This is a genomic window from Neobacillus sp. OS1-32, assembly GCF_030915425.1.
GTDB lineage: Bacteria > Bacillota > Bacilli > Bacillales > Cytobacillaceae > Neobacillus > Neobacillus paridis.
The window spans coordinates 3,972,999-3,985,753 of record NZ_CP133263.1; the positions used below are offsets into that span (position 1 = coordinate 3,972,999).

Genomic DNA, 12,755 nt, shown 5'->3' on the forward strand with positions numbered 1-12,755 from the left:
TATGCCAATTGTACCACGCTCTTGAAGAGCTATTTAATATAATCGGAGGCGATCGTTATGACAACAACCACTCAAGTAATCGAATTAAAAATGTATATTAATGGGGAATGGCGGCTTTCCAGTAATCAAGATACCAATAAGGTGATGAATCCAGCAAATGGTGAATTAATTGCGATCGCTCCCAGAGCAACCGTTGAAGAAACGGAGGAAGCCATTAAAGCGGCAAAGGAAGCTTTTAATAGCGGTATTTGGTCTAAGATCAGTGCACAAGAACGTGCGGAATACCTCCTGAAAATTGCCGATAAAATCGATGAAAAACATGATGAGCTAGTAGAACTTGAAGTAAAAGATAATGGAAAAATTAAAGCGGAGGCCGATATTGATATCCATGATGCTGCATCTTGTTTCCGCTATTATGCAGGTCTGATTAGAACTCCGGATGGAGAAACGTACCATGTTGCCGATCCGGTACAAGCAATGGTTATTCGTGAACCAATTGGGGTTACAGGACTAATTGTACCATGGAACTTTCCATTCTTAATGAGTGTGTGGAAATTTGCTCCGGCATTAGCAGCTGGAAACACTATTGTCTATAAGCCTGCTGAGGTAACTCCAGTAACAGCGACGAAACTGGTTGAAATCATTGAAGAGGTTGGGGTTCCTAAAGGTGTCGTGAATCTGGTATTAGGAAAAGGTTCTGTAATTGGTGAGGTAATAGCGGCTAGCCCAGATGTCGATATGGTTTCATTTACCGGAAGCACTGAAGTTGGTAGAAGCATTATGCGCAATGCTGCAGGCAATTTGAAAAAAATCTCGCTTGAACTGGGTGGCAAGTCACCAAATATTATTTTTGCCGATGCCGATTTCGAAGCTGCTGTTGATAATGCCTTAGTTGGTATTTTCTTTGGTTCCGGTCAAGTATGTTCTGCGGGAAGCCGAATTATTGTCGAAGACAGCATTTATGATCAATTTGTTGAGGAGTTCGTCAGACGCGCTAAAAATATCAAAGTGGGACCAGGATTAGAAGAAGGCTCTGAAATGGGGGCCATTGTTAGTGAAGCACAATTGAATACCATTTTAGAATATATTGAAATTGGCAAACAAGAAGGTGCTACGCTCGCTTGCGGCGGTAACCGTCTGACGGAAAATGGGTTAGACAAAGGATTTTTTGTTGAACCAACTGTGTTCATCGATGTAACTCCGGAGATGCGAATTGTAAGAGAAGAAATCTTCGGGCCTGTTGCCGTGATTCAAAAATTTAAAGATGAGGAAGAAGCCATTAAACTGGCAAATGACACGATCTATGGCCTTGCAGGTGGTGTATTCACATCAGATGGTGCCAAAGCAATGCGGGTAATAAAGGAAGTACGGGCTGGTATTACTTGGATTAATACGTATGGCCCAACCTATAATGAAGCACCATGGCATGGATATAAACAAAGTGGTATAGGTTCAAGTCTTGGAACCTTTGGGCTGGAAGAGTTCCAAGAAGTAAAACAAATTAACATTAATCTGGCGGTAGCACCAACAGGCTGGTTTTCAAACAAATAATAAGGAATGAGAAAAGAGGTTGGTTTAAAGATAGCAGCTGTCTTTGAATCAACCTCTTTTTAGTTATTAACTGTTTTCGCGTTAATTAATGCAATTTCTCTCCTTTTCGGATAAAATATTAACTATGTAGATAGTTAGTAGAAAAAGATAAGGATGGTTGCGATATGAAAACGGCAGTAGTAACCGATAGTACCGCGTACATTCCAAAGGAAATGCGAAAAAAAGCGAATATACATATGATCCCGTTGAATGTAATTTTTGGGGATGAGGTCTATCAAGAAGAAATCGATATCACCTGGGACCAGTTCTATGAAGAGGTCAAGACGAAGGAACTGCCTACTACATCACAACCGCCAATTGGCCAATTTGTCGAGTTATTTGAGAATTTAGCTGAAGATTACGACGCAGTTATCAGCGTCCACCTGTCCAGCGGTATTAGTGGCACATACCAAGGGGCAATTACAGCAGGTACGATGGTGGAAGGGATAAAGGTATATGCGTTTGACTCTGAAATTAGCTGCATGGTTCAAGGTTTTTATGCTTTAGAAGCTGCGGAATGGGCTGAACGGGGCGAGGACCCTGAGGTGATTATCGCCCGCTTGGAGGAATTGAAAGCAACAGCACGTGCTTATTTTATGGTAGATGATTTATCACACCTGCAGCGCGGCGGCCGTCTGTCGGGAGCTGCAGCCTTCTTTGGAAGTTTGTTACAGGTAAAACCGCTGCTGCATTTTGAAAATAAGGTTATCGTTCCGTTTGAAAAAATTCGAACACGGAAAAAGGCTTTAAAGCGAATTGCCGATTTGTTGGGAGAAGACGCTGCTAAAGGCGGGCAATATCGCGCCGTGATCATTCACGCTAACCGTGAACAAGAAGCGCTGGAATGGCGTGATGAGCTGGCTGCCATGTATCCCAACGTTGAATTCTCGATTAGCTATTTCGGCGCAGTCATCGGCACCCACCTTGGCGAAGGCTCGATGGGGATGGGGTGGATGAAGAAATAAAACCGAAATTGAATTTGCTGCCATTCCGGTCTTGCTGGAATGGTTTTTCTTAATCGTTAAAGTTCAAACAAATTTAACAATATCATTCACTTTTGGGGAGGGATTTTGACATTCTATGTCAAAGCAATTCAAAGGTATTTAAATTATTCCAAAAGAAGGTGCCGCTATGCGTTTTCTCCTAAAAGATGGCAGGCTGACGTTCCAGAAAAGTTTTTCAAAGGACTCTCAGCGCATTTCGGAAATCCCAGATATCCCTCAGCCTCCGCTAAATCCCAATTTTCCATTCGACCCCAAACTCCAGCTATTCTTAACCGGAAAACAACTCCTATTAGATGATCTCCCGTTCTCACTCGCAGAAATCCAAGCCCATTATGACAATGGTTACATAACCTGCCGCAAAGGAATTGAATACGACGGAAAAAAGCTGTTATGTGCCAGGTGCGGCAATCAGGAGCCACACTGGTTCGCGACTTTCCCATGTGCCCGCTGTGGTGAAATCTGCCGCTATTGCCGGCATTGTCTGATGATGGGGCGAATCAGTGAATGTACACCGTTAATTGGCTGGAATGGCCCGGTTCCTGACACCGGCTCACCACAAAATATATTGGATTGGCAAGGGGCACTTTCCGAAGGTCAATTGGAAGCCTCCAATCGGGTGACTGAAGCGATATTGCAAGAGAAAGAGTGGTTAATTTGGGCAGTTTGCGGAGCGGGGAAGACAGAGGTGCTGTTTGCCGGGATTGAGGCCGGGATTGCAGCCGGCAAAAGAATTTGTATTGCAACCCCAAGAACAGATGTCGTGCTTGAACTTACTCCCCGGATAAGAGCAGCATTTCCGAAGATAGAGGTTGCTTCACTTTATGGTGGCAGCCAGGACCGCCATACGTACGCCCCGCTGACGATCGCAACTACCCACCAGCTGCTGCGTTTTTATCATGCCTTTGATGCGCTCATTTTAGATGAGGTTGATGCCTTTCCTTATACAGTGGAGGAATCGCTTCAATATGCAGCGGTTCAGGCACGCAAACCGGAGTCGGCGATTGTTTACTTAACGGCTACCCCGAATGTCAAATGGCAAAAGGAATGCCTTTCCGGAAAAAGAGCATTTACCGTCATCCCCGCTAGGTTCCATCGCCATCCTCTGCCTGTCCCTGAATTCGTCTGGTGCGGAAATTGGCAAAAGCAGCTTCAGCAAAATAAACTCCCGACAAATCTACTCAAATGGATTCAAAAACGGCTGGAGGTCGGCAAACAGGCGCTAGTCTTTTTTCCACATATTCCGCTAATGGAAAAAGCCCTCCACATTCTAAGAAAGTTTGTCCCCAATATTGAAGCAGTTCATGCCGAAGATCCTGAACGGAAAGAAAAAGTATTAAGAATGCGCTCCAAGGAAATCGCGTTGCTGCTGACGACTACGATTCTCGAGCGGGGCGTTACTTTCCCTAATATCGATGTTGCGGTTGTCGGAGCGGAGGATGACATTTTTAGCGAAAGTGCCCTGGTACAAATCGCTGGTCGAGCCGGCAGGAGTAAGGACTTCCCTGATGGGGTGGTGACCTTTTTCCACTATGGAAAAACTGAGGCAATGGTAAGTGCGCAGCGGCAAATTGTATCCATGAACAAAGAAGGTGTTAAGCGCAAGTTGATTGATCTGTAACACTCCCACGGCTAAAGCCAGTGGGATTCTAAGACTAATACACCTGTAAGAAAGGGGATATTTCAAATGGTTCTTTTTCCAGAAAATTATTGTCTGATTTGTCATCAGCGGATGATGCCGGAGATTGGCTGGAGAGCAATTTTTTCAGTAGAAAAAGAACGGCTGATTTGCACCGAATGTAAAGGGAAGCTGGAGAAAATCTCCGGGGAAACATGCCGAATCTGTGGCCGCCCATTATGTTTGGTTGAAGAGAAATTTCGCGATGGCGATCTCTGTCACGATTGTTTCCGTTGGGAGGAGGATGGGCAATGGCAGGGGTTTTTGACAAAAAACTACTCGTTATTTCTTTACAATGAGTTTGTAAAAGAAGTGATTGCTAAGTATAAATTTCGCGGCGATTATGCACTTGCCAGAGTGTTTGCTGCTTATTTAAAGGAGGTCATAAAGAACCTGGAAGCTGATTTATTTGTCCCGATACCTTTAAGCGAAGTAAGGCTGTATGAGCGCGGCTTTAATCAAGCGTCTGCACTGTTGGTGGAAGCGGGTCTGCCTTCTTCGGAAATCCTCACCCGCATCCATTCAGAGAAACAATCAAAAAAGTCAAGATTAGAACGGATCCACCATCCCCAAGTATTCAAGCTCATCCCCGAAGCAGATATCCAAGATAAAAAGATTCTTCTCATCGATGATGTCTACACCACCGGCTCAACCGTAAGGCACGCAGCAAAACTGCTCAAACAAGCAGGAGCCCAAAGCATCCAATCGGTAACGCTTGCCCGATAATCGTGTCAATAGTGGTGCGTTACAATAGTGGTGTCAACAATAGTGGTGTCAGGCACCACAAAAAGACAAAAACGCCATTTTGTCCACTGGAGATGGACACATTTTTTGCCAAAGTGTCCATCCCATACGGACAAATGTCCACGAGTGGTGTCAGGCACCAGTGAAGGAACCATCAAGATATTTCAATAGCGCATTTTTAGGGCTTTGTTGGCGTTTTCGATGTCGTGGCCGAGTAGGCGGCCTAAGTCGTAGGCCGGATAGTAGCCGTGTTTGTGCATGTAGTTGAATACTCTTTCATGGCCATGGATGGCGCCTGTAAGCTGACGGGTTAGAACCTTACGCAATGAAGGTGTTGCTGTTTCCGTAATCGCCGCCGCAAGATTTCGCACCAAACTTTTGGAAAGGGCGAGCAAGTCAGCAGCGAAAAAGCCCAAGTCTTCACGAGCATCATTGTCACGCGATTGATAGCCTTGCGCCTGTGGGTAAAATTTAAGCAGTTCATTCAAATTTGTTTCAAGATCATGAATACCTTTTCGATAAAGCTCCTTTAATTCATTATCGGTTACTTTATTAATTGACATTTTTAACTTCATTAATCCGGTTGCTTGGAAAGCAACTAATTCATGCAGCTCCAATGTTTCGTGCCAGGCAAGCAGTCTTCTCTCTTCTTGAGTCATCACGGGGCCCTCCTTAATTTTTACATCAATTTACCTTATTCATGGCCCTTTTTACTGGAAAGTTGTCCCTTGTAATATTAAAATATAATTGAGCCGTTGCTCAGGTATAAAATTACCTTCCCAGGAAAAGGTGGTGTTGAAGCATTGTCACTATTTACCCAATGTTTTTGTCAATAATTCGACAAATAATTTCTTCCTAATTAGCAGGAGAATCATAGGGTAAAATAGAAATGTAACTACATAGCCTTAAAAAAAGGAGGAATCCACAGATGAACTATAACGTACGTGGTGAAAACATTGAGGTAACTCCAGCAATTAGAGAATATGTTGAAAAGAAAATTTCTAAATTGGAGCGTTATTTTACTGAAGCACCCGATGCAAAAGTAAATGTTAATCTTAGATTCAATCCAGATAAAACATCAAAGGTTGAGATCACCATTCCGCTGCAAAATTTAGTTTTACGTGCGGAAGAGACCAATTCTGATATGTATGCGGCGATTGACTTGATTGGTGACAAACTAGAGCGTCAAATTCGGAAACATAAAACAAAAATTAACCGCAAATTCCGTGAGAAAGGGACCGTTCCTTTCCAATTTACTAATACAAATAACGATGTTCATGACGATGATGAACTAGAGCTAGTCCGTACAAAACGCTTTGATCTAAAGCCAATGGACAGTGAAGAAGCGATTCTGCAAATGAACCTGTTAGGTCATAACTTCTATGTATTTACTAACGCTGAAACAAACCGCACTAACGTGGTTTACAAGCGTAAAGACGGCCGCTATGGCTTAATTGAAGCACAATAATTAGAGTTCTCAAAAAACGCTGCCCCTGTTTCCAGGCAGCGTTTTTTGGCTAATAAATAAGCAGGAATTGCTTGCGGATAGGCAGTCGTTACTTGCGCCGGCTTAATTCCCTGCTAACCCAATATGGGGTACCGCCAACATTTCGGAAATTTTGAACGCTAAACAAAATTCAACATAAAAAAGCCAAGAACCTGTACGCAATGGGATTTGGCTTTTGTTATTGATTAATTATTTTTCAAAGGTCTAGCATCTAGCATGTTAGCAGGTATTTTATTTGAATCAAACTTGTATTCCCCCAAGAAGATTAATATGTTCCCAGCTCAGTGGTGAAATATGTGGGAGTAATTCCTCCTTCAGGGCATGATTCTTCTTAAATTCTTTTGTTGCTTCTCCTAAAAACTCCGTGTTCCAAACGCTTATCGCATTGATTATATATTTAAAGCACTTGCCCTTTGTAGTTGATTCTGTACACCACGCTCTCTTAATTCCCCACGCTTACCAAAAAATAGGGCACCGGCTAGTCCATTCATGGCTTCTCCCTTATTTAACCCAAGATGTCTTCTTCTTAATGTTTCATTCGTAATGTAGTCAAGAATAAAAATTGTCTTTTCAATTCTTCCAATTTCCCGAAGTGCTGTTGCAATGTTGCTTTGTCTTGCATATGAGCCTAGTTTTCCCATCATTAATGACCCAGAAGCCCTTCCTTCCCTAATTGAATGTGCCAGCCTTAATACATCATCAAAATTTTCATTAATGACCTTCGTGTTAATCTTGCCTCGTAATATGCCTTTTATATTTGGAAAGTCATTAGGCGAAGAAATGGTATATAACTTTGCGTCACTTATATCTCTTAGCATTGGTGCGAAACGGAATCCCAATAAATGACTTAACCCAAAAACTTGATCCGTAGCCGACTGCCTTCAACCTAAACATCACCAGAACGGATATGGTTTTTGAGTTCTGTTAAGGCCGCCATTTCATAATATTGACGAATAGTTTTTTACTTTGCATATAAGAAATAGTGATGCTTTTGTTTTTTTTTCCAATTAACCATAAATATATATTGATTATTTATCCATTTAAGTATAAAATTTGCATCGACTAGACTGTTCAGTTCAATTATTAAAATAGACTATCTATTATTGGGGTGTTGACAATGAGGGAGAAAATTATCCAAGCAGCCTTAAAACTATTTTCGGAAAAAGGTTATCATTTGACTAATGTTCAAGAAATAGCAAATTGTACAGGAATCGCACGGGGGACTCTTTATACCCACTTTTCCTCAAAGAAGAGCATCCTTGTAGCTATTTATGAACATTACCTAGATTGTCTTTATAAAAGTTTGGGTAAGGAACCCCCCCATGTAAAAGGAACGTTTGACCAGAGAATAGATTATTTGCACGGCGTTTTAAAGAGCTATTTGTCGGTTGCTTTAGAACATGAAGATTTCCTTATCATGCAAATGAAGGAACAGAATATAAATGATGAATCAGTAATCGGGTTTATTCAAGATAAACGGAATAAAATCTACCGTAGATTTCAAGAACTGATGAAATATGTTGGTGGAAAAGAATTGAATCATTGTGTATTAGATATGGCTATTATTCTAAATAGTCTGATTGAGGAATACTCTGCAGTTGTCATCCTGGATGGCGCCGATATTTCTATTGATGATTTGGTTGGTTTTATATCAGACACGATTGTTTGTGTATTTAATGGATTCAAAAGCAAAGAGATAGAACCAATTTTAAGCGAAAACTATTTGCAGAGAGTAGAGGCAAATGATAAAAACATTTACATCGGTGAAATCTACGAAAAGCTCTGCTCTATTAATAAAATTATTCAAAGCGTTTATCTGTCCCCAGATTCCATTCGCGAAGTAGAATCATCGCTTATTTTAATCAATAGTGAAATGAAGAAAAAGAACCCAGATATCATCATCGTAAAAGGGATGTTACGAAATATCGCCCAGGTTAATGAAGTGAAATTCATTGCGGAGAATTTACTTGAAGTTTTTGAAAAACTTGAAAATAATAAGAGGTGAATTTAAATGTTGGGTGAACTAATCGAGGTTGTAAAATTTTTAATAGAAATTTTTAAGGGAAATATACCAGGAACTCAATTATACGTTATGTTAGGAATTATAATCATTGTTGTTGCTGCTGAAATAATATATGAAATTAGAAAAAAACAATATAAAATATTGAATCTGATTGTAGAACGTTTCTTTTTAAATACAATAGGAATAATTTTTTATTTGAGCTTTTATATGTTTAGCTTAAAGTTGATCATGAAGGTATTGCCTTCACTGATTCCTGATTATTCCATTGAATTAGGGAGTTGGCTGGCTATTATATCTTATACAAGTATGATCATATTAGCTCCCCTTGCTATATATGCAGCTAAGCATAAGAATCCGATAGTTAAGGTTATCGGGGCAACCATTCACACAATCATAATTGGGCTTTTAATTAATTTGATGAATTCCTATTGGAAACCAAATATTGAATTTCCAATTCTTCTGTTAATTCTTAACATGTTCGTTAATACTGCATTAAGCTTTGTGATTATCATATATGGTACAGCAATTGACAATAAAGAGAAAATTAAGCCAAAATCTAAAACGACTTCCTCTTGAGGGAGTCGTTTTCTTATATATGTAAATGAACAGAAAAGTCAAGAACAAAGCAATAATGTTAGAAGAATGTAATACAAGTAAAGTTTTAGAAATACAAAATTCCACCATAAAATATTGTTAATATATTCTTAAAATGGGAGAAGTTGACATACATGAGGTTGATATACTAAATTTTTAATTGTGATCGATCGCAATTAAAAATATTGGAGGAATAGAAATGGAAAAGAAATTTGATTTAGACATTCAAAAAAACGCAGTTAAACTCCAAGGAGAAATACAGCCAAATACAATTGGAACAATTATTAGGCAGTCTCTTCGCCGTTGTCCAACTGCTATCTGCATCTCTTTTGGATGCGGGAACAAATAATATCTAAAATAGCGATGAATTGAACAGTCTAAGTTAAGGTTCATCCCGTATGTATGGTACGGGATGAACTATTCTTTTATATTTCAGAAAGGAAACTTTAGTGATGCATAATCGATATAGGAATGAGCCTAATGGCAGTCAAGGATTTTTCGAGATTATTGATCAATTTATGGTTCGTACTCCTATTTTGCCCGTGAATTTCTTTTATAAACATCTAGTAAAAACATTTAACAACAACTCTTCAATAGATACACAGCTTTCTTATTATAAAAATTTAGTTAATGAAAATAAAATGATTAGAGAAGCTATAGCAGTATCAAGTTTAACACTTCTCGAATCCATAGACACAATCACTTTGGAAAGTAGGGAAAAAAGTAAGAAGAATGTAATTAAAGGGATTTTTAGATATTTAAATCGTCTTTCAACCCGTCCAACACCATTTGGGTTATGTGCAAGTGTCGGTCTGGGAGAATTTTCGAATATGGATAACGGAATAAATAAGACTACTGGATCTTTTAAAAAGCAAGTTCGGGCGGACAGAGAGTGGATTGGAAAGCTGATAAGATTGCTAGAAGCTGAAAAACAGGTTTTAAATGGAATAAAAGTCGCTGTTAACCAGGGAATTCTCATTAATGGGAATAGAGCAAAATTAAATTGCACGACAGAGATGATTAATGAGCAATCAAAAGATAAAGAATTGATAGCTACTTCAATTAATTATAACGAAATAACTGAAGTGGTTTTCAAGATGGCGAAAACTCCCATTTTATATAAAGAGCTTGTTTCAAGTATACATAGAAAATACAAAGAGGTTAGTTTGGAAGTCGTAGAGAATTATATTGTTCAATTAATTCAGCAAGAATTTCTTACTACCGAATTACTGCCTCCCAACTCAAAAAATTGTTTAACCCATGTCTTAGAGATACTTATTAGAGAAAATGAAGATCTTCCTATAACAAGTTTGCTGATCGAGATTGAGACACTTATTAAAAAGTATGAACAAACTGAACTAGGGGAAGGACTGGATCTCTATTCAGAAATTATTGAGAAGATGAACAGTATAGTAAAAACAAGGTCTCCTCTAAAAATAGACTTAATTACAAAGGGCACTCCTTATCAATTAGCTAGTGAACATAAAAAGGATCTTGAAGAGGTTGCTGACCTCCTGTGCCATTTGAATGCATATAATGGCGGTTATAAAAACCATGAGCTAAAAGAATATCATTCAAAATTCTTGCAGAGTTATGGACTGGAAAGAGAAGTGCCGGTATTAGAACTATTGGAAGAAGGTATAGGTTTGGGGCCTCCTGGTGATTATCAATATCCTCCTGCTAAAAACCGAATTAGCAGTAATAGTAAAACAGTTGGGTTGGGAGAGATAGATAAATTTTTTCTGGACTTAATAATAGAATGTAATTTAAATGGTTCTCTGGAGCTTTCGCTAAATGAACATCATTTAGAAAAAATAAAAGTAAATAGGTCTGTAAAAGAGATGGATTTCCCAATTTCTATGGATATGTATTTTTTAGAGGTGAATGAAGGAAACGGTAAAATAAAGTTCCTTTTGAGCCATAATCCTTATGCAGCAGGAGCAGGAAATACATTAGGGAGATTTACTCCTTACTTAGAGAACGAAGAAAAAATAATTTGGAAAGAAATTGCTAAAAAAGAACAAGAACATTTTGCTGATAGCATTTTGGCAGAAGTAATTCCTGCGCCAATTAGTGAAAGAAACCTTAATATATGCCAAACTGATGAAAGAAGAGAGTATTCAATTAATATTACTAACAAGATAAATTCTCAAAATAATATCGATTTAGAAGATATTGCGGTAGGAGCTACTCATGACGGACTTTATCTAAAATCAATATCCATGGGGAAGGAACTGATACCTTTAGCAAGTCATATGCTAAACCCTTCCTTGTGTTCAAACATTTATCGATTTCTATTCGAAATGGGGGAACAAAGAACAGGAAGTAATTACCCGTATTTTTTTAATAATATCACTAATTTAGGGCTTCCATTTATCCCGAGAATTGCATATAAAAACTTTATTTTATCACCTGCGAAGTGGAATATAAGGTCAAGTACCTTTCAAGACTGCGGTTCAGAAGAATCGTTCATCGAAAAATTTAGTCAATATAGAGAAAAATACAGTATAGATCAGTATGTATTTTTAGTGTATTTTGATAACAAAATCTTATTTAACTTGGATAATCATGAACACTTGAGAGACCTTTTCAAAGAAGTCAGCAAGTTAAAGGGTTCCACTATATTAACATTGACAGAGAATCTAGAAGCTCTGCCTACCAATGAAATATGCAGAGAAAATGTCTTTTCTTTTTTTAATAAGAATATTAGAGATAAAGCGTCTGTTGTAATTCGGAATACAAATAAGTTTCTTCCACTTATAAATCAGAAGAGGAGGATGGAATACCCCTTTGAAAATTGGATTTATCTTAAGCTCTATTGCCCTGAAGACCGTCAAAATGAATTAATTGGTACTGGCTTGTATGAATTTATACAAAATCACGAGTGGTTTGATTCATTTTTTTTCATGCGGTATAGGGATCCCGATTTCCACCTTAGAATTCGATTCAGGGCGCCTTCAGATATGTTAATTCATCAAGGACTACCTACATTAGTTAAATGGTTAAAGAAGCTAAAGGAAACAGGGATTGTTTATAAGGCTAACTTTGATACTTATGACCCTGAAATTGAGAGGTATGGGGGTCCAGTTCTTATAGAACAGGCTGAGGATATATTTTATTACGATAGCCTTATTGCACTAGAATTAATTAAAAAGATGCGTTTTGAGGGTATGCCTGTTTCTACCGACATTATTGCATTTATGAATATCAATCATTATATGAAATGCTTTGGCTTTGAACCTTTAGATCAATTGGAGTGGTTAAACCAGCGGGTTAGTTATAAAGAGTGGCTGGCTGAATATCGAAAAAATAAAAAGGTATATGCTGATTTTTTTGATAGGTTTGTGGTCCGAAATTCAGAACAATCACCCTTGGATAATAGCTTGGAAGAATTACTGTCTTTACGTGAAGTGCCATTACATTTTTATTCAAATTCCATTACAAAATATATTAAGAGCGACTTATATTCCACAAAAGCGGACATTTTAGACAGTCTAATTCACTTACACCTCAATCGCCTAATAGGCATAGACCGAGAATATGAAACAAAGATCTTAACTTTATACCGTCATGCTATTAAGAGCTTTTCCCAGCAATTTATAACGGTTTAATAGGTTT

General features: G+C 38.6%; 10 protein-coding genes and 1 pseudogene. 9 read left to right on the forward strand and 2 right to left on the reverse strand.

Translation table 11 applies throughout. The features are described 5' to 3' along the window. Positions 1-57 precede the first annotated feature (57 nt). From RCG24_RS19420 to RCG24_RS19435, 4 genes are all read left to right on the forward strand, one after another. Positions 58-1,551, forward strand: coding sequence for an aldehyde dehydrogenase family protein (locus tag RCG24_RS19420; protein ID WP_308077800.1), 1,494 nt, complete (start codon positions 58-60; stop codon positions 1,549-1,551). A gap of 164 nt (positions 1,552-1,715) precedes the next feature. Next, positions 1,716-2,555: a DegV family protein gene (locus RCG24_RS19425; RefSeq protein ID WP_202656286.1), complete on the forward strand. Its 840-nt coding sequence runs from the start codon at positions 1,716-1,718 to the stop codon at positions 2,553-2,555. Between the two features lie 166 nt (positions 2,556-2,721). Continuing rightward, on the forward strand, positions 2,722-4,212 hold the full coding sequence (locus tag RCG24_RS19430) for an ATP-dependent helicase ComFA (protein WP_308077801.1): 1,491 nt from the start codon (positions 2,722-2,724) through the stop codon (positions 4,210-4,212). Between the two features lie 66 nt (positions 4,213-4,278). Beyond that, a complete protein-coding gene (locus RCG24_RS19435; RefSeq protein WP_202656282.1) occupies positions 4,279-4,995 on the forward strand; it encodes a ComFC family protein in 717 nt (238 codons plus the stop codon). 182 nt (positions 4,996-5,177) lie between these two features. Here RCG24_RS19435 and RCG24_RS19440 read toward each other — a convergent pair whose 3' ends face one another. Further along, entirely contained in the window at positions 5,178-5,672 is a 495-nt protein-coding gene (locus RCG24_RS19440; RefSeq protein ID WP_202656281.1) for a spore coat protein, read from the reverse strand. 269 nt (positions 5,673-5,941) lie between these two features. Here RCG24_RS19440 and hpf point away from each other — a divergent pair, with 269 nt between their 5' ends. After that, entirely contained in the window at positions 5,942-6,481 is a 540-nt protein-coding gene (gene hpf, locus RCG24_RS19445) for a ribosome hibernation-promoting factor, HPF/YfiA family (protein WP_202656280.1), read from the forward strand. A 224-nt stretch (positions 6,482-6,705) separates the two neighbouring features. On the opposite strand, the pseudogene RCG24_RS19450 reads toward hpf, so the two are convergent. Beyond that, positions 6,706-7,389: pseudogene (locus tag RCG24_RS19450) on the reverse strand (Tn3 family transposase); the annotation flags it as partial. Positions 7,390-7,637: 248 nt separating this feature from the next. Here RCG24_RS19450 and RCG24_RS19455 point away from each other — a divergent pair. The 4 genes from RCG24_RS19455 to RCG24_RS19470 all read left to right on the forward strand — a co-directional run bounded on the left by RCG24_RS19455 (position 7,638) and on the right by RCG24_RS19470 (position 12,748). Continuing rightward, positions 7,638-8,525, forward strand: a complete 888-nt coding sequence (locus RCG24_RS19455) for a TetR/AcrR family transcriptional regulator (protein WP_308077802.1) — start codon at positions 7,638-7,640, stop codon at positions 8,523-8,525. Positions 8,526-8,531: 6 nt separating this feature from the next. Further along, complete coding sequence (locus RCG24_RS19460) at positions 8,532-9,119, forward strand: hypothetical protein (protein WP_308077803.1); 588 nt, start codon at positions 8,532-8,534, stop codon at positions 9,117-9,119. A 217-nt stretch (positions 9,120-9,336) separates the two neighbouring features. Beyond that, complete coding sequence (locus RCG24_RS19465; RefSeq protein WP_308077804.1) at positions 9,337-9,486, forward strand: type A lantibiotic; 150 nt, start codon at positions 9,337-9,339, stop codon at positions 9,484-9,486. A gap of 103 nt (positions 9,487-9,589) precedes the next feature. Continuing rightward, a complete protein-coding gene (locus RCG24_RS19470) occupies positions 9,590-12,748 on the forward strand; it encodes a lantibiotic dehydratase (RefSeq protein ID WP_308077805.1) in 3,159 nt (1,052 codons plus the stop codon). The last annotated feature ends 7 nt before the right edge of the window (positions 12,749-12,755 follow it).